Source organism: Methylobacterium organophilum (assembly GCF_022533465.1).
In the GTDB taxonomy this organism is placed as follows: Bacteria; Pseudomonadota; Alphaproteobacteria; order Rhizobiales; family Beijerinckiaceae; genus Methylobacterium; species Methylobacterium organophilum.
Genome location: NZ_CP092848.1, coordinates 4301622 through 4324494, shown reverse-complemented (window position 1 = coordinate 4324494; position 22873 = coordinate 4301622). Strand labels below are relative to the sequence as shown.

Annotated in this window: 24 protein-coding genes; 16 read left to right on the top strand and 8 right to left on the bottom strand. The window is 69.2% G+C overall.

Translation table 11 applies throughout. From position 1 onward, the window contains the following. Both lpdA and MMB17_RS20415 read left to right on the top strand, forming a co-directional pair. Complete coding sequence (lpdA, locus tag MMB17_RS20420) at positions 1–1440, top strand: dihydrolipoyl dehydrogenase (RefSeq protein WP_241100081.1); 1440 nt, start codon at positions 1–3, stop codon at positions 1438–1440. A gap of 787 nt (positions 1441–2227) precedes the next feature. Beyond that, a complete protein-coding gene (locus MMB17_RS20415) occupies positions 2228–3496 on the top strand; it encodes a GGDEF domain-containing protein (RefSeq protein WP_241100080.1) in 1269 nt (422 codons plus the stop codon). Between the two features lie 523 nt (positions 3497–4019). On the opposite strand, the gene MMB17_RS20410 is transcribed toward MMB17_RS20415, so the two are convergent. Further along, entirely contained in the window at positions 4020–4730 is a 711-nt protein-coding gene (locus tag MMB17_RS20410; RefSeq protein WP_241100079.1) for a YoaK family protein, read from the bottom strand. A gap of 129 nt (positions 4731–4859) precedes the next feature. Beyond that, positions 4860–6179, bottom strand: a complete 1320-nt coding sequence (locus MMB17_RS20405; RefSeq protein ID WP_241100078.1) for an NtaA/DmoA family FMN-dependent monooxygenase — start codon at positions 6177–6179, stop codon at positions 4860–4862. Between the two features lie 238 nt (positions 6180–6417). Here MMB17_RS20405 and MMB17_RS20400 point away from each other — a divergent pair, with 238 nt between their 5' ends. After that, positions 6418–6963 (top strand): MOSC domain-containing protein, encoded by a 546-nt coding sequence (locus tag MMB17_RS20400; RefSeq protein WP_238310851.1) that lies wholly within the window; start codon positions 6418–6420, stop codon positions 6961–6963. 5 nt (positions 6964–6968) lie between these two features. Here the strand turns inward: MMB17_RS20400 and MMB17_RS20395 are convergent, their stop codons facing one another. Then, positions 6969–7262 (bottom strand): hypothetical protein, encoded by a 294-nt coding sequence (locus MMB17_RS20395; protein WP_238310852.1) that lies wholly within the window; start codon positions 7260–7262, stop codon positions 6969–6971. A 204-nt stretch (positions 7263–7466) separates the two neighbouring features. On the opposite strand from MMB17_RS20395, the gene nrdR reads away from it, so the two are divergent. The 3 genes from nrdR to MMB17_RS20380 are packed head-to-tail and all read left to right on the top strand — an operon-like array spanning position 7467 to position 9737. Beyond that, a complete protein-coding gene (nrdR, locus tag MMB17_RS20390; protein ID WP_238310853.1) occupies positions 7467–7991 on the top strand; it encodes a transcriptional regulator NrdR in 525 nt (174 codons plus the stop codon). A 35-nt stretch (positions 7992–8026) separates the two neighbouring features. Then, positions 8027–9103 carry a bifunctional diaminohydroxyphosphoribosylaminopyrimidine deaminase/5-amino-6-(5-phosphoribosylamino)uracil reductase RibD gene (gene ribD, locus MMB17_RS20385; protein WP_241102252.1) on the top strand — a complete coding sequence of 359 codons (1077 nt, stop codon included), beginning with the start codon at positions 8027–8029 and terminating at the stop codon, positions 9101–9103. Positions 9104–9107: 4 nt separating this feature from the next. Next, positions 9108–9737 carry a riboflavin synthase gene (locus MMB17_RS20380; RefSeq protein ID WP_241100077.1) on the top strand — a complete coding sequence of 210 codons (630 nt, stop codon included), beginning with the start codon at positions 9108–9110 and terminating at the stop codon, positions 9735–9737. Positions 9738–9757: 20 nt separating this feature from the next. Here the strand turns inward: MMB17_RS20380 and MMB17_RS20375 are convergent, their stop codons facing one another. Beyond that, positions 9758–10360: a glutathione S-transferase family protein gene (locus MMB17_RS20375; protein ID WP_241100076.1), complete on the bottom strand. Its 603-nt coding sequence runs from the start codon at positions 10358–10360 to the stop codon at positions 9758–9760. Between the two features lie 72 nt (positions 10361–10432). Between MMB17_RS20375 and MMB17_RS20370 the strand changes: the two genes are divergently transcribed. The 4 genes from MMB17_RS20370 to thiL all read left to right on the top strand — a co-directional run bounded on the left by MMB17_RS20370 (position 10433) and on the right by thiL (position 13245). Continuing rightward, positions 10433–11194 carry a helix-turn-helix transcriptional regulator gene (locus MMB17_RS20370; protein WP_241100075.1) on the top strand — a complete coding sequence of 254 codons (762 nt, stop codon included), beginning with the start codon at positions 10433–10435 and terminating at the stop codon, positions 11192–11194. Between the two features lie 83 nt (positions 11195–11277). After that, positions 11278–11775, top strand: a complete 498-nt coding sequence (ribH, locus tag MMB17_RS20365) for a 6,7-dimethyl-8-ribityllumazine synthase (protein ID WP_238310857.1) — start codon at positions 11278–11280, stop codon at positions 11773–11775. Beyond that, on the top strand, positions 11772–12251 hold the full coding sequence (gene nusB / locus MMB17_RS20360) for a transcription antitermination factor NusB (RefSeq protein ID WP_238310858.1): 480 nt from the start codon (positions 11772–11774) through the stop codon (positions 12249–12251). Before ribH ends, nusB begins: the two co-directional genes overlap by 4 nt. Before the next feature lie 4 nt (positions 12252–12255). Further along, a complete protein-coding gene (gene thiL / locus MMB17_RS20355) occupies positions 12256–13245 on the top strand; it encodes a thiamine-phosphate kinase (protein ID WP_241100074.1) in 990 nt (329 codons plus the stop codon). On the opposite strand, the gene MMB17_RS20350 is transcribed toward thiL, so the two are convergent. The 3 genes from MMB17_RS20350 to MMB17_RS20340 are packed head-to-tail and all read right to left on the bottom strand — an operon-like array spanning position 13232 to position 15998. Then, positions 13232–13963, bottom strand: a complete 732-nt coding sequence (locus tag MMB17_RS20350; protein WP_241100073.1) for an ABC transporter permease subunit — start codon at positions 13961–13963, stop codon at positions 13232–13234. The genes thiL and MMB17_RS20350 overlap by 14 nt on opposite strands. Further along, positions 13960–15096 carry an ABC transporter permease subunit gene (locus MMB17_RS20345; RefSeq protein ID WP_241100072.1) on the bottom strand — a complete coding sequence of 379 codons (1137 nt, stop codon included), beginning with the start codon at positions 15094–15096 and terminating at the stop codon, positions 13960–13962. The genes MMB17_RS20350 and MMB17_RS20345 overlap by 4 nt, the downstream gene beginning before the upstream one ends. Then, positions 15093–15998: a glycine betaine ABC transporter substrate-binding protein gene (locus tag MMB17_RS20340; RefSeq protein WP_420847291.1), complete on the bottom strand. Its 906-nt coding sequence runs from the start codon at positions 15996–15998 to the stop codon at positions 15093–15095. Before MMB17_RS20340 ends, MMB17_RS20345 begins: the two co-directional genes overlap by 4 nt. 270 nt (positions 15999–16268) lie before the next feature. Here MMB17_RS20340 and MMB17_RS20335 point away from each other — a divergent pair, with 270 nt between their 5' ends. Further along, positions 16269–16658 (top strand): response regulator, encoded by a 390-nt coding sequence (locus MMB17_RS20335; protein WP_238310863.1) that lies wholly within the window; start codon positions 16269–16271, stop codon positions 16656–16658. Between the two features lie 73 nt (positions 16659–16731). Here MMB17_RS20335 and MMB17_RS20330 read toward each other — a convergent pair whose 3' ends face one another. Next, on the bottom strand, positions 16732–17466 hold the full coding sequence (locus MMB17_RS20330) for a class I SAM-dependent methyltransferase (RefSeq protein ID WP_238310924.1): 735 nt from the start codon (positions 17464–17466) through the stop codon (positions 16732–16734). Between the two features lie 271 nt (positions 17467–17737). On the opposite strand from MMB17_RS20330, the gene gloB reads away from it, so the two are divergent. The 5 genes from gloB (at position 17738) to sucD (ending at position 22820) form a co-directional block, all read left to right on the top strand. Next, positions 17738–18454, top strand: coding sequence for a hydroxyacylglutathione hydrolase (gloB, locus tag MMB17_RS20325; protein WP_241102250.1), 717 nt, complete (start codon positions 17738–17740; stop codon positions 18452–18454). A gap of 350 nt (positions 18455–18804) precedes the next feature. After that, positions 18805–19368 carry a TetR family transcriptional regulator gene (locus MMB17_RS20320; protein ID WP_241100071.1) on the top strand — a complete coding sequence of 188 codons (564 nt, stop codon included), beginning with the start codon at positions 18805–18807 and terminating at the stop codon, positions 19366–19368. Positions 19369–19685: 317 nt separating this feature from the next. Next, positions 19686–20648, top strand: coding sequence for a malate dehydrogenase (mdh, locus tag MMB17_RS20315; protein WP_241100070.1), 963 nt, complete (start codon positions 19686–19688; stop codon positions 20646–20648). Between the two features lie 82 nt (positions 20649–20730). After that, positions 20731–21927: an ADP-forming succinate--CoA ligase subunit beta gene (sucC, locus tag MMB17_RS20310; protein ID WP_241100069.1), complete on the top strand. Its 1197-nt coding sequence runs from the start codon at positions 20731–20733 to the stop codon at positions 21925–21927. A gap of 8 nt (positions 21928–21935) precedes the next feature. After that, entirely contained in the window at positions 21936–22820 is an 885-nt protein-coding gene (gene sucD / locus MMB17_RS20305; protein ID WP_238310867.1) for a succinate--CoA ligase subunit alpha, read from the top strand. The last annotated feature ends 53 nt before the right edge of the window (positions 22821–22873 follow it).

Sequence of the window (22873 nt, the reverse complement as noted above, 5' to 3'; positions counted from 1 at the left end):
ATGTCCGACACCTACGACGTCCTCATCATCGGCGCCGGCCCCGGCGGCTACGTCACCGCGATCCGCGCGGCGCAGCTCGGCTTCAAGACGGCGGTGGTGGACCGCGAGCATCTGGGCGGCATCTGCCTCAACTGGGGCTGCATCCCGACCAAGGCGCTGCTGCGCTCGGCCGAGATCTACCACTACATGCAGCACGCCGCCGATTACGGGCTCTCCGCCAAGGAGGTCTCGTTCGATGCCGCGGCCATCGTAAAGCGCTCCCGCGGCGTCTCGGGCCGGCTCAATGGCGGCGTCGGCATGCTGCTGAAGAAGAACAAGGTCGACGTGATCTGGGGCGAGGCCGCCATCGACTCCGCGCCCAAGGGCGATACCCCCGGCACGGTAGCGGTGAAGGAGACGAAGCGGGCCGAGGCTCCGAAGGGCGCCAAGGGTGCGGGCACGTACAAGGCCAAGCACATCATCGTCGCGACCGGCGCACGGCCCCGCGTGCTGCCCGGCATCGAGCCCGACAAGAAGCTGATCTGGACCTATTACGAGGCCATGGTGCCCGAGACGATGCCCAAGAGCCTGCTCGTGATGGGCTCGGGCGCGATCGGCATCGAGTTCGCCTCGTTCTACCGCACCATGGGCGCGGAGGTGACGGTGATCGAGCTGCTGCCGCAGATCCTCCCCGTCGAGGACGCGGAGATCGCCGGCCTCGCCCGCAAGCGCTTCGAGAAGCAGGGCATCAAGATCCTCACCGGCGCCAAGGTGACCAAGGTCGAGAAGGGCGCCGATTCCGTCACGGCCACGGTCGAGGACGACAAGGGCAAGACCCAGACGCTCACCGCCGAGAAGCTGATCTCCGCCGTCGGCGTCGTCGGCAACATCGAGAATCTCGGCCTCGAGAAGCTCGGGGTGAAGATCGAGCGGGGCATCATCGCCAATGACGGGTTGGGCCGCACCAACGTGCCGGGCCTCTACGCCATCGGTGACGTGGCCGGGCCGCCCATGCTCGCCCACAAGGCCGAGCACGAGGGCGTGATCTGCGTCGAGACCATCAAGGGCCTGCACACCCATCCGATGGACAAGGGCAAGATCCCCGGCTGCACCTATTGCCAACCGCAGATCGCCAGCGTCGGCCTCACGGAGGCGAAGGCCAAGGAGCAGGGCTTCCAGATCAAGGTCGGCCGCTTCCCCTTCGCAGGCAACGGCAAGGCCATCGCGCTCGGCGAGCCGGACGGCCTCATCAAGACGATTTTCGACGCCAAGACGGGCCAGCTGCTCGGCGCCCACATGGTCGGCGCCGAGGTCACCGAGCTGATCCAGGGCTACGTCGTCGCCATGACCCTGGAGACCACCGAGGAAGAGCTGATGCACACGGTCTTCCCGCACCCGACCCTGTCGGAAATGATGCACGAGAGCGTGCTCGACGCCTACGGGAAGGTGATCCACACCTGACGATTAGGAACCGCGAAAACCCTCACGAAACAAGCCTTTAGCAAACCAAGGCTAAGCGCTGCAGTTCGTGAGGGTCAAGTTCGGGGCAGTCACACCGAAACGGCATTGCCGCTCTGCTCTCGGCGCGGAAAAGTGGTCCATCTCCTAGATTTCGAGCAATGCTCTTTTCCGACAGGTCAACTCAGCCGGCTACGCTCACCCTCAATTTTCGTGGGGTTCAGAGATGCGTACCGCTGTGATCCTCGGGATCGTGATCCTGTCAGCGACGAGCTGGCAAAGCGCAGCTGAGGCTCGAGGCGGGGGCGGTGGGGGCGGCTACGGAGGCAGTTCGATCGTCTCGGTTCGAGGTCATAAGCTGTGTGACAGAGATGGCAGAGCTTGGCTTTGGTGGCTAACCAAATAATTGCATGACCACATAATATAACTTGCTAAAAAAATTTTTATTTAATGGGTGAGTGATTTTGTTTAAATTTTAATACTCATTAATATACACTATTACAGAAGAAAGTTTTTGAAAATTTCGAATTTAAGCCTCATGATAACTGGGAAACGATCTTCTATCTGGATCGGCAATCAGCCGTTGGCTGGTTCGCCGGGCTGTCGAGGCCTCAAAAACCGATTGATGTTAGGCACGTCGTCAGCGTGCTGGCAGCAGCGCTCAGGGGCCTGCCCTAATCGGCAAACTTCACGTTTGCGCGGTAACGATGCCCGGCTGCTGGACGTAGCTCGCCGGCCCGGTATTTGAGCCGGGCGCCTCAATCTGTGAGGCGGATGGAAAAGTGCCTTGGTGAACGCTGGGATCAAGAGCGCGACGTTCCTGCTCGCCTTCAACTTCTCAATCGGCCTGTCCTTTGCCGTTGCCTTTCTCGCCCTAACCCGGCGGTCCGAGCTTCGCCTTGGTCGCTGGTGCGCCGCGGGGTTTCTATCGGCGGCCTCGACCGTCACCATCGAGGCGCTGGCATCCGAAATCCCCTCCGTCCGCCTCACCTCGGCGGCCTCCTTCGGCTCGCTGATGCTCGCGCTTGCCCTCATCACCGCCGGTTTGGCTCAGCACTACCGGCCGCAATTCCCTTTGGTCTGGCTCTCCGCTCCGCCTATCGTCGCAACCGTCTTCAACGCCGTTGTCGTGTTCGAGCTTCCTCGAGGGAGTTGGGGCTGGGCCCTTGGATACCAGGGGCCGTTTGCGCTCATGCTCGTCATCGCCACCATCCTGGTGGCAATGACATCCCCGCGGCGGCCAATCGACTTGGCTCTTGCCACCGTACTTGGCCTTAGCGCCATCCAGTTCATGACGAAGGCTGTCCTGGCAGGCCTGGCGGGCGGCGGCCCCGGCGTGCGCGACTACATCATCAGCGCCTACGCCTTCTACTCGCAAACGGCAGGGGGCATCCTCTCGCTGCTACTTGGGCTGGTGCTGATCGGGCTGGTCGTGACCGAGGTCATGGCCGAGACCAAGTGCCGGCTACAGCGTGACAGCCTCTCCGGCATCCTGAACCGCGCTGCCTTCATTGAGCAAGCGCTAAGCGTCCTGCGAAAAGCGAGCGCTGTGCCGGCAGCGCTGATCCTGGCCGATCTCGACCACTTCAAGTCTATCAACGACCGCTTCGGACACGCAGCCGGGGACGAGGTGATCCGCACCTTTGGGTCCAACCTGCGCGCCTATTTCCAGGACGACGCGCTCTATGGTCGGCTTGGTGGGGAGGAGTTTTGTATCCTCGTGCCAGGGTGCAGCCCCGCAGCCGCACGTATTCATCTCGAGGCACTGCAGTGGTTGAGCCGAGAGAGCCGATACAACCTACTGCCGCCCGACGTGCCGGTGACGGCGAGCTTCGGCATTGCCCTTACTGATCGGGACGAGCCACTCGAAGAGGCCCTACAGCGAGCGGATATGGCACTCTATGAGGCAAAGACCGCGGGACGCGATGGCTACCGGTTTGCGGTGATGCGAGGATGCCAGGGCGCCAATGACGGAAATCCGTTCAGAGTTCGATCTGCGCACGGTGAGGCTACCCAGCCAGGAGTGAGCCCAGATACTCGCGAAAACCGGCTGGCGTGAACCGCACATCGCCGACGACGGGGCCGGCGGCCTCGGCGTAGAGGCGCACCAGCTTACGCACCTCGTCAGAGTTGGCAGTCTCGGTGCCGAGATCGCGCTGGAGGCTAAGTCGCCAGATGGTGGCAGTGTCGAGCTGCTCCCCGCGTCGGGCCGCGATCCACGCCAGCACCTGGTCCACTCGATAGATGCGGGGCCGACCCGGTGCGGGCCGGAACCAGGTTGTCGGAAATGATGCACGAGAGCGTGCTCGACGCCTATGGGAAGGTGATCCACACCTGAGCAGGCCGGAGGGGGCGCGAACCAAAACAGTTGTTGCGCGTTGGAATTGCACAACCTGAACGAGAAAAGGGCCGCCTGGAAGGCGGCCCGAAGTTCAGGGAGGAAACGCCCAAGAAGGGCAGGCGTGTGAGGCCATCACCGCGCCGTACCGCGACAACGGAGGCCGAACGGGCATTGTTCCGAGCCGGGACGGAACGAACGGGCTCGCCGTATGGCGGGCCCGTTTCACGTTTCGAGGGCCGGCTCAGAAGGGTTGCAGGCGCCGGGCCGTGCTGATGCCGGGGATCGCCAGGACCGCCAGGAGGCCGGCCGCACCGACGAGCAGGAAGCCGCCGAGCGCCCGGTAACCGAGCACGCCCGCGATCCCGCCGAGCAGGAAGGCCGCCACCGTGCCCGCATGCAGGCGCAGCCGGCCCTGGTCCGGGCGCGGCCTTCCGTCGAGCAGGCTGGTGAGACGGTGGCCGAGCCCGATGCCGAGATCGGTGACCATGCCGGTGACGTGGGTGGTGCGCACCCGGGCATCGGTGATCTGGGTCACGGTGGCGTTCTGCAGGCCGAGCAGGAAGCTCAGCCCCAGCGACAGGACCAGCCCGCGCGCAAGCGGCGCGAGCCAGGGGTCGAGGAGGCCGAGGCCGGCGAGCAGCACCGCTTCGGCTAGGACCCCGTAAGCGTAGATCCCGGGCAGGCGCCGACGGCGGCCCGCCTCGATCAGCAGGGTCGCGACGAGGGCGCCCCCCGCGAAGGCGGCGACCAGGGCCAGCGCCTGCAGGGCAAGAGCGCCCTCGGCGAGGCCGAGATGGTCGGCCAGCGCCGAGACATTGCCGGTCATATTCGAGGAGAACAGTCCGAAGGCGCAGAATCCCGCCGCGTTCAGCGCCCCGGCGATCGCCGCGAAGCTCCATCCCAGGCGCTCGTCGATCTGGCGGGTACGGGCCTCTCCTTCGCGGACGAGCATGGCGGACGACTTCCGGCGGCGATTGCGGTGCCGGCTCTTCTACCCCGCCACGCGTTGAAGTGCCGTTTCTCCGCTCGAAGCCGCCGCATGGCGGCCATGCCCCCGCCTGCGGGCCTTGGCAGGAAACACTCAGAATTCCTTCAGCGTGTCCCGCAACGTGGCCTTGGTATAGGCCTTGCGCGTCAGGCCGCGGCGCTGGAGCGCCGGCACCAGGCCGTCGCAGATGCTGTCGATATAGACCCGGGTCAGGCGGTGGAACGGCGTGGCGATGAGGAAGCCGTCGCCGCCCACGCTCGCCATGGCGTCCCCCATCATGTCGGCGACGTCGTCCGGGGTACCGACGAGGTCGAGGGCGCCGGTATGGCCGCTGTCGCGCACCAGCTCGCGCAGGGTCTTGGGGCTTGGCGGCTCGCCGGGCCGGGTCTGGCAGAACTTGTCCAATGCCCCCTGCTCGGCATTGGTGGTCAGGGGCGGCAGCGGCTTGTCGAGATCGAACTGCCCGAAATCGATATCGGTGAAGGAGGAGAACAGGGCGAGCGCCCGCTCCGTATAGCCCGGCGAAGCGAGCGCCCGCTCGTACATCTCCCGCGCCTGTTCCCGGGTCTCGCCGACGATGGGCGTGATCAACGAGAGCACCTTGATGTCGTCGGGGTTTCGGCCGGCCTTGTCGGCCCGGGCGCGCACGTCGTCGCGATAGGCCTTCATGCCGGCGATGCCGGTCACGCTGGCGATGATCGAATCCGCGTGCTGGGCGGCGAAGTCGCGGCCGCGGGGGGAGCCGCCGGCCTGGATGAAGGCCGGACGGCCCTGGGGCGGCGGCACGGTGGTGAGCGGCCCGCGGGAGGAATACCAGCGGCCCTCGAAATTCACCTCGTGCACCTTGCTCGCATCGGCATAGGTGTCGCTCGCATGGTCGCGCAGCACCGCGTCCGGCTCCCAGGAGCCGATCAGCTTCTCCACGAGCTCCACGTATTCGTCGGCCATGTCGTAGCGCAGCTGGCGCGGCGGCAGTTCCTTCAGACCCATGTTCTGGGCGGCGGCGCTCTCGGCGGTGGTGACGATGTTCCAGCCGAAGCGCCCGCGGGTCATATGATCGAGGGTCACGATCAGCCGGGCCAGCATGAACGGCTTGTAGACAAGGGTAGACAAGGTCGTGACGATGCCGAGATTCCGGGTCGCCGCGCCGATCACCGCAGCGAGCGGCACGGGATCCTGCTTGGGCACCATGATGCCGTGCTTGAGGTAGGTCTCCCGGCTGTTGCCGAAGGCGTGCGGAATCGAGAGCGTGTCCTCGATCAGCATGTAGTCGAAGCAGGCCCGCTCCATGGCGCGGGCGAGGTCGACATGCAGCTCGCCGGTCCAGGGTTCGGGATTCGAGCCCAGGGGGTCGTTCCAGGCATTCTGACCGAAATAGGTGAACCAGCCGAGGTGGAACCGCCCGTCCGTCATCCCGCGCTCCGTGTAAAAGCCCAGCTTTTCGGGTAGCCCTGATCCCGCGGCGGAGACAGAAGAAATTCCGGGCAGTCACGACGAAGAGCGGTCATGATCGCAAAGATCGACCACTTGCGATGACCTGACGGCATCGATCCGCCCGCACGGCAGAACTTCGCTGAATCTTGTTTGATCTTGCACGCCGCGAGCCGCCGCCTAACCTCGCCACGGTACAACGGGAGCGGGAGAGAACGGGATGGACAGGGCTTACGTCGCGGGCACCTTCGCGAGCGACACCCACAGCTTCAGCAAGGTCGCGCAGCCGAGCCTCACCCTGGTCGCGGGCCTCGGCATCGTCGGCGACGCGCATTATGGCGAGGCCGTGCAGCATGTCTGGGACGCGCAGCGCGACCCGACGCGGCCCAATCGCCGTCAGGTCCATCTCATTCATGCGGAGCTCCTCGACGAGGTCCGGGCCAATGGGTTCCCGGTGGCGCCGGGCGAACTGGGCGAGAACCTCTCCACGCGGGGCGTCGACCTGCTCGGCCTGCCCGAGGGCACCCACCTCCGGCTCGGCGCGGAGGTGATCGTCGAGATCACCGGCCTGCGCAGTTGCTGCGTGCAGATCGACGATTTCCGGAAGGGCCTGCTCGCCCATATCCTCGAGCGGCCGAAGGGCGGCAAGCTCCGCCGCAAGGGTGGCGTGATGGGCATCGTGCTGCGCGGCGGGACGGTGCGTCCCGACGACGCCATCACCGTCACCCTACCGCCGGAGCCACATCGGCCGCTGGAGGTCGTCTGACCCTCTCAGCGGTCGCAGCGATAGGGCCGCCCGTCCTCGGGGACATGCGTCACCCGGCCCCCCGAGGCGCGACACTGCGCGCCGAAGGCCGCCAGCGCCTGGCCCTCGGCCAGCGCCAAGCTGAGGGGCACCAGCGTCACGACCAGCAGGAACCAGGCGATCAGACCGATCAGCCAGAAGTTGGGGGCTTGCGGCTCATGCCGTTCCGCGCGCTCCCACCGGGGCGGCAAAGGCGCCATGAAACCGAGGATCGGGCCAAGGAAGGGGCCGAATTGGCCGAAGGCGTCGGCGGCTCGCATGATCGACCCTGAGTTGCCGCGGCGAGGGCGATGCACACCATTGATAGGCCGGTTCGGCCCGCTTGAAACGCCGTGCCGTCGAAAAGCCGGCGCGACCATGGGAAGCAGCCCCCACGGGGGCTTTCCCGTCCTGGCAATCGGCCCCCGGCTAGGGCAGATAGCGGCTCCGAGCATCTGCTCGTTCCGCGAATTTGGTGAGGCCCCATGCGCTGCCCCTATTGCGGCGGTCTCGACACCCAGGTGAAGGATTCGCGGCCGAGCGAGGACTCTTCCGCGATCCGCCGCCGCCGGGTCTGCCCGGATTGCGGCGGGCGCTTCACGACCTTCGAGCGGGTGCAGCTGCGGGAGCTGACCGTGCTGAAGCGCTCGGGCAAGCGCGTGCCCTTCGACCGGGACAAGCTGCAGCGCTCCATCGACGTCGCCCTGCGCAAGCGCTCGGTCGATCCCGAGCGGGTCGAGCGGCTCGTCAGCGGCATCGTGCGCCAGCTCGAGAGCGCGGGGGAGGGCGAGGTGGCGAGCGAGGCGATCGGCGAGGCCGTGATGGAAGGGCTGAAAGGCCTCGACGACGTGGCCTATGTCCGCTTCGCCTCCGTCTACAAGAACTTCCGCGAGCCGCAGGACTTCAAGGACCTCCTTGGCACGCTGGGCGGCGTGCCGCCCGAGGCTTTGGGGGAGGGGCCGGAGCAGGCCCCGGCCAAGGCGAAGGGCCGGCGGAGGCAGAAGGCGTGAGCGCGTCCTCGCAGCCGGCGGCCGATCTCCGCCACATGCGCCTCGCCCTGGCGCTGGGGCGGCGCCATCTCGGGCGCACCTGGCCGAATCCGAGCGTCGGCGCCGTGGTGGTCGCCGGCGACACCGTCGTGGGGCAGGCCGTCACCGCCCCGGGCGGGCGTCCGCACGGCGAGCCGGTGGCGCTGGCCATGGCCGGGGCGGCGGCCCGGGGCGCCACGCTCTACGTGACGCTCGAGCCCTGCTCGCATCATGGCCGGACGCCGCCTTGCGTCGAGGCGATCGCCGCCGCCGGGATCGCCCGGGTCGTGACCGGGATCGAGGATCCCGACCCCCGGGTCGCCGGGCGCGGCCATGCCTATCTGCGGGCGCAGGGCATCGCCGTCGAGACCGGGATCCTGGCGGAGGAGGCCGCGCGCGACCATATCGGCCACGTCACCCGCGTGACGCAGGGACGGCCGAGCCTGCATCTCAAGCTCGCCCGCACGCAGGACGGCTTCGCCGCCCCCGGCAATGGCGAGCGCCTGCGCATCACCGGACCGGTCGCCGACGGGGCGGTGCATCTGTGGCGGGCGCATGCGGACGCGATCATGATCGGGATCGGCACGGCGCGGGCGGACGATCCGGCACTCACCGTGCGCCTGCCGGGCCTCTCCGCCCGCTCTCCCATGCGCATCGTCCTCGATTCCACCCTGCGCCTGAACCCGTCGAGCCACCTCGTGCGCGGCGCTCACGACGTGCCGACCCTGGTGCTCACCACCCGCAAGGCGCCGGCTCATGCCAAGCGCATGCTCGCCTCCTTCGGGGTCGAGGTCGTCACGGTCGACGCCGACGGCTCGGGGCGGATCGACCTGGCCGCCGCCTTCCGGACCCTGGGCGAGCGCGGCCTCACCCGCCTCTGCAGCGAGGGCGGCCCGGCCCTCGCCGACGCGCTCTGCGCGGCCGGGCTCGTCGACCATTGCACCCTGATCACCGGACCGCGGGCGCTGGGCGGCGAGGGCGGGCTGCCGGCGCTCGGGCCGCATCTCGACCGGGCCCTGCGCGAGGGCGCATTCCGCGTGGTCGAAACGCGCGCTCTCGGCTCCGACCGCGCCGTCACCTACGAGAGGATCTAGAGCCATGTTCACGGGCCTCGTCAGCGATGTCGGCCGGGTGGTCGCCGTGGAAGGCGACGCGCAGCTGCGGCGCATCACCATCGAATCCGCCTACGATCCCGCCACCATCGCGCTCGGCGCTTCGATCGCCTGTTCCGGCCCCTGCCTGACGGCAGTCCATATCGAGACCCACGGCACGGGCTGTCGCTTCGCCGTGGACGCCGCCGCCGAGACCCTGGCCCGCACGACGGTGGGCGGCTGGAAGGAGGGGACACGGCTCAACCTGGAGCGATCGCTCAAGATCGGCGACGAGCTCGGCGGCCATCTCGTCACCGGCCATGTCGACGGCCTGGCCGAGATCGTCACCCGGGAGACCGTGACCGGCGACGACGCGCCCTGGGGCGCGAGCACGCGCTTCGTCCTCCGCGCCCCGGTGAACCTCGCCCGCTTCATCGCGGAGAAGGGTTCCGTCTGCCTCGACGGAACCTCCCTGACCGTGAATTCCGCCGAGGGCGACACCTTCTCGGTGCTGCTGATCCCGCACACCCTCGGCGTGACCACCTGGGGCGAGCGCGCGGCCGGCGACCGGGTGAACCTTGAGGTCGACCTGATCGCCCGCTACGCCGCCCGGCTCAGCGAAGCGCGGGCGGCGTAGCGTCCGGAGCGCGGTCGGCCTCAGGCCGCCAGGCGCGCAGCGTCGAAGTCCCGGGCGAAGACCGCCCCCGGCCGGGCCATGCAGCGGTCGACCCAGGCGTCGATCGCCGGCACCCCCGGCTTGCCGAACCAGGCATAGGGGGAGTGCAACAGCAGGTCCGCCGCGGTGAACCGATCGCCGAACAGGAAGGGCTTGTCGCAGAGGCCCTCGACGAGACGCGCCTTCAGGGCGGCGCCGTCCCGGAAATTCCGCTCGATGACGTCGTGCTTCAGACCGGCGGCCTCCAGGACCATCACCGGCTCGACCACGCCCGCATACCAGGCGAACCAGCCTAGATAGGCGCCCCGCCGCGGATCGCCGGGCGGGATGCTCAGGCCCGCCTCGGGGAACAGGTCGGCGAGATGGAGCATGATCGCGCTCGATTCCCGTACCGGCACCCCGTCATGGACGAGGAAGGGCACCTTGCCCTCCGGATGCAGATTGCGGGGATCGCGTTCGCCCGAGCCGTCCATGCGCGGGATCGTCACCGTCTCGATCCGCACCGCCTCGAGGGCGCCGAGCTCCTTGAGCAGGGCGAGGACGCGCGTCGAGCGGCTCTGGGGGGAATGATAGAGGGTCAGCATGGGTCGCTCCTGTCCAGGGGTGGACGGCCGTGGTATAGGCGCCCTCACCTGTCAGTTTCCGTCAGTTGAGCGATGGCGCGCACCGACCGGCTCTTCCGCCTGCTCCAGGCGTTGCGCGTGCTGCCCGCGCCGGTCACCGCCGCGCGGCTCGCGGAGGAGACGGGCGTATCCCTCCGCTCGGTCTACCGGGATATCGACAGTCTGCGCGCGGCCGGCGCCGCCATCGATGGCGAGCGCGGCTACGGCTACCGCCTCGTCGAGGACGGGGCGCTGCCGCCGCAGATGTTCGCGCGCATCGAGATCGAGGCGCTGGTGCTCGGCCTCTCCGAGGTGCGGCAGATGGGCGATCCGGCCCTCGCCGAGGCGGCCTCCGCCGTCCTCGCCAAGGTGGCGGCGACCCTGCCCGACGCGCATCAGCAGCACCTGCTCCACGCGGTCTCGCAGGTGCGCCGCTTCGAGGAGCGCTTCGCCCCCATCTCCGACATGGAGGCCCTGCGCGAGGCCTGCTGGCGCGAGGAGGCGGTGACGATCCGCTACGCCGACAAGGACGGGACGCTCACCGAGCGGCAGATCCAGCCGCTCGCCATCGTCTATCTCGACCGCACCCTGGTGGTTCTGGCCTGGTGCGGCCTGCGCGCGGACTTCCGGATGTTCCGCGCCGACCGCATCCGCGCCCTGAAGCCGGGCGGTCCCAGCTTCCGGCCGAAGCGTGTCGCGCTACTGCGCGCTTATCTTGCTCGGATGAAAGCCGAAAGGGTGGTGTCTGCCTGTCAAATTGCAGATCTCGCCGCCGGCCAGGCGAAAAGCTTGCCGGCCCGCACCGTTCCGGGCTAGGGCTCGCGGCCCCGAACGCCGCGAGACAAGCCGGCGGCGGCTCTTTTCAGGATTCGCCCGTCCGCTTCCCGGGTCCACGCATCATGGTCTCTCACAGCCGAGGCGCGGCCGCGCCGCTCCACACCCCCGGCGCCCGCATTCTCGTCATCGAGGCGCGCTTCTACGAGACGCTTGCCGACGAGCTGTTGAAAGGCGCGCTCGCCGCCATTGAGGCCGCCGAGGCGCAGGCCGAGATAGTCACCGTGCCCGGCGCGCTGGAGATCCCCGGCACGATCGCGATCCTGCTCGAAGCGGCCCGGCAGGCGGGCCGTCCCTACGACGCGGTGGTAGCGCTGGGCTGCGTCATCCGCGGCGAGACCGGCCATTACGACATCGTGGCCGGCGAGAGCGCCCGGGCTCTGATGGATCTGTCCGTCGCCCAGCGCCTGCCGCTCGGCAACGGCATCCTCACCGTCGAGAACGAGGCGCAGGCCTTCGCCCGCGCCCGTGTCTCCGAGATGAACAAGGGCGGGGGCGCCGCCGAAGCCGCCCTGACGGTGCTCGCGCTCAAACGGGCGACCCAGGTGGAGCACCCGCGATGAGCAAGATCTCCGAGCGGCGCGGCGCCCGCCTCGCCGTGGTGCAGGCGCTCTACGAGATGGAGATCTCGGGCAAGGGCGTGATCGATGCCCTGGCCGAGTTCGAGGCTCACTGGATCGGCCGGGAGGTCGACGGGATCGCCCATCCCCCCGCCGAGACCGCTTTCTTCCGCGACGTGCTGCGCGGCACGGTGGAGGAGCAGCGCGCCATCGATCCGCAGCTCGACCGGGCGCTCGCCAAGGGCTGGCCCCTGCGGCGTATCGAGTCCGTGCTGCGGGCGATCATGCGTGCGGGCGCCTACGAGCTGATGTTCAGGCGCGACGTGCCGGCACGGGCCGCGATCTCCGAATATGTCGACGTGGCCCACAGCTTCTACGAGGGCGACGAACCGGGTCTCGTCAACGGCGTCCTCGACCGCGTCGCCCGCGAGGTGCGCGCGGAGGAGCTCGCCCTGCCGGCGGACCGGCCGCGGAGCTGACGCGTTGGGCCGGCCGGGCGAGGATGCGCTGATCGCGCGCCACTTCGCCCCCCTGAGCGGGCCGGGCGCGGACGCCCTGCGCGACGACGCGGCCTGCCTGCGCCCGAGCCCCGGCCACGACCTCGTCGTCACCGTCGACGCGGTGGCCGCCGGCATCCATTACTTCCCCGAGGATCCCCCCGGCTCGATCGCGCGCAAGGCGCTCGGGGTGAATTGCTCGGACCTCGCCGCCAAGGGCGCAACGCCCCGCGGCTTCCTGCTGACGCTCGCCCTGCCCGACGACTGGACGGAGGCGTGGCTCTCCGCCTTCGCGGCGGGACTGGGCGAGGCCGCGCGCGACTTCGCCTGCCCCCTGCTCGGGGGCGACACCGTCCGCTCCGGCGGCCCGGTGCTCCTCTCGGTCACCGCCTTCGGCGAGGTGCCGGCCGGGCGCATGGTGCGCCGGCCCGGGGCGCGGCCCGGCGACCGGCTCTGCGTGAGCGGCAGCATCGGCGACGCGGCCCTCGGCCTGCGCCTGCGGCTCGATCCCGGGGGCCCGCTCGCCGCCGGCCTCGGGCCGGAGGAGCGCGCGCCTCTCCTCGACCGCTACCTGCATCCCCGGCCCCGCCTCGCCCTCGCTCCGGCTTTGCGCGCCCATGCCAGGGCCGCCATGGACGTGTCGGACGGACTCGCCGGCGACCTCGCCAAGATGCTGCGGCTCGAAGGGCTCACGGCCCGGATCGAGAAGGCCGCCATTCCCCTCTCCCAGGCCGCCGCGGCGGCGCTCAGGCTCGATCCGGAGCTGATCGAGACCGTGCTGACCGGCGGCGACGATTACGAGATCCTCTGCGCGGTGCCGCCGGGCCAGCTCGACGCTTTCCTGACAGAGGCCGCCGCGGCGGGCGTGCCGGCAACGGCGATCGGCACGGTCGTGGCCGGGGAGGGACCACCCGTCTTCGTCGATGCGGCCGGCGCCGAGCGGCGTTTCGCGGGGGGCTCCTTCAGCCATTTCTGATCCGGTCGAGCCCAGCCGCCACGGCGAGCAGAGCCGCGTCGCACAGGAAGGCCAGAGCAGCGCTGGCGCAGGCCCCCTGGAACAGGGGGGCGAGCCGCTGGTTCTGAAGGCCGGCGACGATGGGCGTGCCGAGCGTCGCCGCGCCCGCGAGCGCTCCGATCGCGGCAGTGGCGACGGACAGCACCAGCGCCGTGCGCAGAGCCGCGAGCAGCCCGGGCGCGGCCAGCGGCACCTCGACCTGCAGAAGGATCTGGAGCGGGTGCATCCCGAGCGCCTCGGCCGCCTCCTTCGCCGCCGGTGGCACCGCCTCGATCGCACCGATCGTGCTGCGCAAGGTCGGCATCGTCGCGTAGGCGACCAGGGCGAGCAGGGTCGGCGGGCCACCGAAGCCGAGCACGGGCAGGGCGAGCGCCACCACCACCACCGGCGGTAGCCCCTGCGCCAGCGCCGCAGCGGCATCGATGGCGCTCCGCCAGGAGGCCGCGAAGCGGCGGGTCGCAAGGAGCCCCAAGCCGACGCCCAGCAGGCCGACGAGGGCAAGCCCCATCCCGGCCAGGATCAAGTGGCTCGCCGACAATTCGCCCAGTCGGGCGAGGCTCAGGGGGCGGGATTGCGCGCCGAAGATCCATGCCGCGCTTGCCGGATGGCTCGCGGCGGCAAGGAGGAGGCCGGCCAAAAGCGGCGGCACGGCCGCGGGGCTGCTTCGAGGCGTATTCATGACGGCCAGCGGCGGCGCGCGGCCGCCTCCGCCAGGGCGAGGAGGCGGTCGCACAGGAGCGAGAGGGCGATGATCGGCAGCGCGCCGAGCAGGATCAGGTCGGGCGCGAACTGGGCCATGCCGTCGAAGACGAGACGGCCGAGGCCGCCGGCCCCGACCAGGGCGCCCAGCGTCGCCAATCCGAGCGCCTGGACGGCGGCGACGCGGCAGGCCCCGATCAGGATCGACGCCCCCAGCGGAAGCCGCAGGCCGGTGAGAACCTGTCGCCGGTCGAGCCCTAGGGCCTGGGCCGCGTCGAGCGCGTCGCGGTCGGGGGAGGCGAGGGCGGCCTCCCATCCTCGCCGCAGGGGGAGCAGCAGATAGGCGGCGATGCCCACCACCGCCGGTCCCGGTCCCAGCGCGGCGAGGCCCACGCTGCGCAGGGCAGGAACGGCGGCGAGCAGCGCCGACAGCAGGGCGACCAATCCGCCGAGCAGGGCCACCGCCGGCACCACCTGGAGGCCCGAGACCAGGAGATCGATGCCGCCCCGTCCCCGCCGCAAGGGCGCGAGTGACAGGACGAGGGTGACAGCGAGGAGGAAACCGGCACCGGCAAGCCCGAGATGCTGCACAGTCCCCTCCCGCATCTCTTCGAGGCGGGCGCGCGCCTCGACGACGAGCGAGAGACCATCGAGCATGCCCGCTCGCAGGAGGAGGGCCAAGCCCGCGACGAGAGCGGTCATTGCGAGCCAGCCCATCGCCGGGATCTTGAGGCGCCCGCTCGCCGGCGCCAGGCCACAGGCGAGGCCAACCATCGCCAGCCAGGCGCCCTCCGCGAGGCGGGCGCGGGAGGCGGGCGGATGGCCCTGGATCAGCCCGCTCGCCCCCTGCCCGAGGCCCGCCAGCAACAGGAGGAGGGCGGCGGAGAGGAGCGCGATCGCGACGAAGGACGCGATCCCTTCCCGCCGCACGCCGAGCAGCCCGAGCCCGGAGGCCGCGCAGACCGCGACCGGCCAAGTCCACACCCCGAGGGCCCCGGCGGCATAGATCGGCGCGCCGGTGACGAGACGGTTCTCGGCGAGATGCAGCAGCGGCAAGGCGAACAGACAGGCAAGGAGGCACGCCGCCGCGGCGAGGGCAAGGATGCGACTCAACCCAGCAATCCGCGACCGACGAGATGGCGCCGGGCAACCGTCGCCGCTCTCTCGCCCTCGACCGCCACGGCACGGTTGAGGCCGCGCAGGGTCTGCGCGTCGAGCGTGGCGAAGACAGTGGCGAGACGCGGCCGGATGCCGGGATGGTGGTCGAGGCGATCGGCCCGGATCACGGGGCAGGGCTCGTAGACGATCTGGGCCCGCTTCGGATCGGCCATGACCACGAGGTCGAGGGCATCGAGCGCCCCGTCCGTGCCGTAGACCATACCCGCATTGACCCCGCTGATGCCCTGTGCGGCCGCCCGCGCGGTCACGGCGGTGTCGCCCCCGGGCAAGCTGACGATCCGGCGCGCCGGCAGGGAAAAGCCGTAGGCGGTCTCGAAGGCGGGCAGCGCAGCGGGACTCTCGACGAACTCCGTCGAGGCGGCAAGCAGGATCGCGTCGCGTCGCACGGCGCCCGCGAAATCGGCCATGCTGGCGAGCCCCTCCGCCCGGGCAAGGGCGCCGCGCACGGCGATGGCCCAGCTGTTGTCGGCGGGCGCCGGATCGAGCCAGACGAGACCGCGCTCCGCATCGAGGCGGCAGGCCTTCTCATAGGCCTCCCTGCGCTCCTTCCAGGCGGGCTCGGATTCGGTGCCCGAGAAGAAGGCCGCGTTGCCGGTATATTCGGGATAGAGATCGACCTCGCCGGCAAGCAAGGCCGCGCGCACGATCAGCGTCGGCCCGAGGCCGAGCCGGGACGTCACCGTCAGCCCCATCGCCTTCAGCAACAGGACGATCATGCTGCCGATGAGCATGCCCTCCGTGTCGCTCTTCGAGGCGACGACAAGGGGCCGATCCGGATCGGCCCGGACGGGAGTCGCGGAGGCGGCCAGCGCTGCCGTGGCCAGGGAGAGTGCCACCCTGCGATTCAGCCTCACGCCCGTCGCTCCCCGCGGCAAATGTATCAGCCGATAACATTAACGCCGCAGAGCACACTCGGAGCCCCGTGTCGCGCTTGACACGCCCGGCGATACGGGCGACGGCTGCCCTGTTCCCGCTGTCGCAGACTGCCGCATCGGGGCAGGCCCGTCATCCGGATCCGGCACCGGGTACAAGCACCCCTCGACCAGAGACGGCTCCACAGACGACACATTCCGCGGGCGAGCGGATCGAAGGGAAGACGACGCGGCGTGAGTGCGGAATCCAACGAGGACCTTCTGAACGGCGCCCGGGTGCTGGTCGTCGAGGACGAAGCGGCGATCTCCATGCTGCTGGAAGACATGCTCCTCGATTTCGGCTGCGAGATCGTCGGCCCCGCGGCACGCCTCGCGACCGCCCTGGAGATGGCCAACAAGGAGAACTTCTCCGTCGCCATTCTCGACGTCAACGTGGCGGGCGAGCCGATTTATCCGGTGGCCGAGGCGATCGCCCAGCGCAACCTGCCCCTCGTGTTCTCGACGGGCTATGGTGGCGCGGGCATCCGCGAGCCCTTCCGCGACCGGCCGGTGGTGCAGAAGCCGTTCAGCCAGTCCGACCTCAAGCGCACCCTGATCGCGGCGATCGCCAGCGCCAGGAAGTAGCCCCCCCCTGCGGCGGTTCTCGCGGTTCGGGACCTGACCGCCCGAGAAGCTTCGTCTTTCAATCGTTTTCTCTTCACCCCGGCTGCCCGGCCGGCACCAGAACGCGGGCCGGGGCAAGGCTCTGCACCCGGCGCACGTGGCGCACGGCGATCGGGCGGTAGAGCTGTTTCGTCGCGTCGATGACGTGCAGGCCCGCGAACGGCATCGCCAGCCCGGTGCCCAGGGCCTCCCAGGCCCCGGCCGTGCGCAACCAGAGGCGGCTGCGCACCGGCGGCATGTAGAGGGTCTCGGCCCAGCCCTCCGGCGAGAACAGGGTCTCCCGCATCAGGCGCCCGAGCTGCGAGCGGCTATAAGGCTGGCCGTGGCCGAACGGCGTCGCGTCCCGCCGCGCCCATACTCCCGTACGGTTGGGCACGACGAGGATCATGCGGCCGCCGGGAGTGAGCACCCGCCAGACATCGGCCAGCAGCTCGCGCGGGCTCTCCACCCCCTCCAGGGCATGGACCAGGATCACCCGGTCCACCGCGGCTTCGGGCAAGGGCATCATGGTCGGATCGGCCAGCGCGGTACAGGAGCGGCCGCTGCCGGGCCAGTTCACCACGCCCTGTGTCGCCGGCATGAAGGCGAGCGTGCGCTCGGCGATGCAATGGACCGAGCCGAGATAGGGCGTGACGTAGCCGATCCCGAGCACCCGCAGCCCCGAGACCGAGCCGAGGAAGCCGTGGATCGCCCGGCTCACGAAGCGGTGGGTGACGAGCCCGAGGGGACTCGCGTAGAAGGCACGCAAGTCCGTGACGTCGAGACGCATCGGCTGGGGTTCCGGCACGGCCGGGTATCCTTCAGATTCCTCTCCGACTTCAATGGGGATCGCCCGCCCGCGGAGCAAGCGGTCAGGCTCATGCCCGGCGGGAACGGGAGGGATCCCCCCGATTCTTCGCGTTTTCCCTTGGAGGCGCCGCCGCCGGCATCGGCGGCGCGCCCCGCTTCAGAGGAGATGGCCGCCCGTGACGAACCCGACCTCCGCCAGCCCGCCGGAGATCCACACCTTCCTCTGCCGTAGCGACAATATCGGCGTGCTGATGCGCGACCCTGCCACCGGCGCCTGCGCGTCGATCGACGTCCCCGAGGCCGCTCCAGTCCTGGCCGCCCTCGAGGAGACCGGGTGGCGCCTCACCGATATCCTCGTTACCCATCGCCACGGCGACCATGTCGCCGGCATCGAGGAAGTGAAGCGGGCGACCGGCGCCCTGGTCACGGCCCCGGCCAAGGCGGGGAACGCCGTCCCCGCCGTCGACCGACCCGTGCGGGAGGGCGATCATGTCCGGGTAGGCGGCCTGGAGGCGGAGGTCTGGGAGACGCCCGGCCATTGCAGCGATCACGTCTCCTACCTGTTCCGGGAGGCGGAGCTGCTCTTTGCCGGGGATACGCTGTTCACGCTCGGCTGCGGCCGTGTGCTCGAGGACGATCCCGCGACCCTGTGGCGCTCTCTGCAGCGATTCCTGGCACTTCCCGATGCGACACAGGTCTTCAGCGGCCACGATTACGTCCTCGCCAATGCGCGCTTCGCGCTAGCCGCCGAACCGGACAATACCGCCCTCGCCGAGCGGCAGGAGGAGGCGGAACGGCTGCAGCAGCAGGGCGGCTTCCTCATCCCCTCGACGCTCAGGGCGGAGAAGGCGACGAACCCCTTCCTGCGGGCCGCGGAGCCTGCCCTCGCCCGCGCCGTCAATCTCGCGCCCGGGACCGACCCCGAAATTGTTTTCACGTCACTTCGCGATTGGAAGAATAGATTCTAATAGCGCGTGCACCATATTCGAAATACTGATCCCGCATCGGGCCGATCTTCCGGTGCTTATCACCGAGCGGATGGAACCGGGCCGGGATGTCTGTCGAAGGGCACGGCGCGCGGGGTGGGCTGACCTTCGGATAACGCTACGGGTTTTCCGTTGCCGCCCGCCCGCTCAAGTTGTGTCCGCGTCGGCCCCGCATGCATTCAAATGGTTTCCCGGTTCTTCTGAGCATCGATCCGGACAGCTCGCCGCAAGGATCCTCCACGCCCTCTCCCGGACGGCAACCGGGGGGCCGGCTTGGCGGCCAGGCCATCCGCGCGCGCGCCGTACCGGTCTCGACGGATGCGCGGCTTCTCATGATCGCCGCCGATCATCTCGCTCGCCTCGGGCCGAAACGGGTAACCGTGGTGGCCGTCGCGGCGGAAGCCGGCATGACGCATGCCAACGTCTACCGCTACTTTCCCTCCAAGGACGCCCTGCTCGACGCCGTCGCGGGCCGCTGGCTGCGTGAGCTCGAGGCCGAGCTCGCCGGCATCGCCGACGCCCCGGATCCGGCGGACGACAAGATCGAGCGGCTGATCGCCGCCCTGGCGGCGGGGCAGCGGGAGGCGCTGGCCCGCGAGCCGAATCTGTTCGCCGTTCACCTCGACTCCGTCGTCGCCTCGCGTCCCATCGCCCGGCGCCACCGTGTCCGCCTGCGCACCCTGGTCGAACGCATCGTGGAAGAGGGCATCGGCACCGGCGTGTTCTCGGCCCGGGACCGGGAGCGGGCCATCGCCTACATCTTCGACGCGAGCTACCGTTTCACCCATCCGCTCGCGATCCAGCACGATGCCGATGTGCCGCGCGACCTGCTCGACGCCCGCCTGAACGCGGTGATCGTGGCGATCCAGCGCACGCTGCGCAGCGGCATATTCTGAGTAAAGTGACAGTTTTTGAAAGCTGTCACCGCCGCTTAGCCGCCGAACCCCTTTTGTTGCGCCGCATCTAAACCCTTCCTACAGCAAGGCTTTCCCGGACCGTCCCCTCGAACGCCTCAAGCCTGCTCTGGCCCGATGCCTGCTTGGCTCGCCTTTGGTCGGGTTGATGAGGCCCGGCTTTTCCGTCAATCACCGCCCGGGATCAGAAAGACTCGTCCGAAGCGTCGAGACCCTCGCGAGACGGCCTCGTTCCGCTTCGGGCCTCCGATCGCTCTTGAAGAGACGGTCGCCCCGCAAGAATTGGAGAGACGACGTCCATGGCACGCAGCAAGATCGCGCTCATCGGTGCGGGTCAGATCGGCGGAACGCTCGCGCATCTCGTCGGCCTCAAGGAGCTCGGCGACGTGGTGCTGTTCGACATCGTCGACGGTGTGCCGCAGGGCAAGGCGCTCGACATCGCCGAATCCGCCCCCGTCGATGGCTTCGACGCCAAATATGCCGGCGCGAGCGACTATTCCGCGATTGCCGGCGCCGACGTGGTGATCGTCACCGCCGGCGTGCCCCGCAAGCCGGGCATGAGCCGCGACGACCTGATCGGCATCAACCTGAAGGTGATGGAGGCGGTCGGCGCAGGCATCAAGGAGCATGCCCCCGACGCCTTCGTGATCTGCATCACCAACCCGCTCGACGCGATGGTGTGGGCGCTGCAGAAGTTCTCGGGCCTGCCCACCAACAAGGTGGTCGGCATGGCCGGCGTGCTCGATTCCGCTCGATTCCGCCACTTCCTGGCGGAGGAGTTCGGCGTCTCGGTCGAGGACGTGACCGCCTTCGTGCTCGGCGGTCACGGCGACGACATGGTGCCGCTGACCCGCTACTCGACGGTGGCCGGCGTGCCGCTGACCGACCTGGTCAAGCTCGGCTGGACCACTCAGGAGAAGCTCGACGCCATGGTCGAGCGCACCCGGAAGGGCGGCGGCGAGATCGTCAACCTGCTCAAGACCGGCTCGGCCTTCTACGCGCCGGCAGCCTCCGCCATCGCCATGGCCGAGAGCTACCTCCGGGACAAGAAGCGCGTGCTGCCCTGCGCCGCCTATCTCGACGGCCAGTACGGCATCGACGGGCTCTATGTCGGCGTGCCGGTGGTGATCGGCGAGAACGGCGTCGAGCGGGTGCTCGAGGTGACCTTTGACGAGACCGAGAAGGCGATGTTCGCGAAGTCGGTCGACTCGGTGAAGGGCTTGATCGCGGCCTGCAAGGGCATCAACGAGAAGTTGGCGTAACGCCCGCCATTCAGGCGGGGTGCCGGCCGGGAGGAGGACCCGTCCGGCGCCCGATCCTTCGCTCGTCCCGACGAGGTTCTCGATGAACATCCACGAATACCAGGCCAAGGCCGTCTTGAAGGAGTTCGGCCTGCCCGTCTCCCGAGGCGTGGCGATCTTCAAGGCGGAAGAAGCGGCCGCGGCCGCCGACGAACTCGGCGGGCCGGTCTGGGTGGTGAAGAGCCAGATCCATGCGGGCGGGCGCGGCAAGGGCACGTTCAAGGGCGCGCCGGCCGGCGCGAAGGGCGGCGTACGCGTCACCAAGTCCAAGGACGAGGTGGTGCAGTTCGCCGGCGAGATGCTCGGTGCGACACTGGTGACCGTACAGACCGGCGAGGCCGGCAAGCAGGTCAACCGCCTCTACATCGAGGAAGGCGCGCAGATCGCCGCCGAGTTCTACCTGTCGATGCTGGTCGACCGCGCCACCAGCAAGGTCGCCTTCGTCGTCTCGACGGAAGGCGGCATGGACATCGAGCAGGTCGCCCACGACACGCCTGAAAAGATCGTGACCTTCTCGGTCGATCCGGCCACCGGGATCATGCCCCATCACGGCCGCGCCGTGGCCAAGGCCCTCGGCCTGTCCGGCGCCCAGGCCAAGGAAGCCGGCGACCTGACCGAGAAGCTCTACACGGCCTTCGTCGCCAAGGACATGAGCCTGCTCGAGATCAACCCGCTGGTCCTGACCGGCGACGGGCACCTCAAATGCCTCGACGCCAAGATCTCGTTCGATTCGAATGCCCTCTACCGGCACCCCGACATCGTGGCCCTGCGCGACGAGACGGAGGAGGACGCCAAGGAGATCGAGGCGTCGAAATACGACCTCGCCTATATCGCCCTCGACGGCACGATCGGCTGCATGGTCAACGGCGCGGGGCTGGCCATGGCCACCCTCGACATCATCAAGCTCTACGGGGAGGAGCCGGCGAACTTCCTCGATGTCGGCGGCGGCGCCTCGGAGGAGAAGGTCACGGCGGCCTTCAAGATCATCACCGCCGACCCGAACGTGAAGGGTATTCTCGTCAACATCTTCGGCGGGATCATGAAGTGCGACGTCATCGCCCGCGGCGTGCTCGCGGCGGTGAAGACGGTCGGTCTCGAAGTGCCGCTCGTGGTGCGCCTCGAAGGCACCAACGTCGAGGAGGGCAAGGAGATCATCCGGACCTCCGGCCTCAACGTGATCCCTGCGGACGATCTCGACGATGCGGCGCAGAAGATCGTCGCGGCGGTGAAGAAGGGCTGAGCTGACCGATGTCCATCCTGATCGACGCGAACACGAAGGTCATCTGCCAGGGCTTCACCGGCAAGAACGGCACCTTCCACTCCGAGCAGGCCATCGCCTACGGCACCAAGATGGTCGGCGGCACCAGCCCGGGTAAGGGCGGCTCGAAGCATCTCGGCCTGCCCGTCTTCGACACGGTGGCCGAGGCCCGCGACGCGACCGGCGCCGAGGCCTCCGTCGTCTATGTGCCGCCGCCCGGCGCCGCGGACGCGATCTGCGAGGCGATCCAGGCGGAGATCCCGCTGATCGTCTGCATCACCGAGGGCATCCCGGTGCTCGACATGGTGCGGGTGAAGCGGGCCCTCGAGGGCTCGAAGTCCCGCCTCATCGGCCCGAACTGCCCCGGCGTCGTCACCGCCGGCGAATCGAAGATCGGCATCATGCCGGCCAACATCTTCAAGCCCGGCTCGGTCGGCATCGTCTCGCGCTCCGGCACGCTGACCTACGAGGCCGTGTTCCAGACCACGGTCGAGGGCCTCGGCCAGACCACGGCCGTCGGCATCGGCGGCGACCCGGTCAAGGGCACCGAGTTCATCGACGTGCTGGAGCAGTTCCTCGCCGATCCGAAGACCGAGTCGATCGTGATGATCGGCGAGATCGGCGGCTCGGCCGAGGAAGAGGCGGCGCAATTCCTGGCCGACGAGGCCAAGCGCGGCCGCAAGAAGCCGATGGTCGGCTTCATCGCCGGCCGTACGGCGCCTCCCGGCCGCCGCATGGGCCATGCCGGCGCGATCATCTCCGGCGGCAAGGGCGGCGCCGAGGACAAGATCGCGGCGATGGAGCGGGCCGGCATCCGGGTCTCGCCCTCGCCCGCCCGGCTCGGCCGCACCCTCGTCGAGGTTCTGAAAGGGTGACGGTGAGGAACGAAGGGACCGGCCGCTGTGTTGCAGTGCACGCAGAGCCGGCT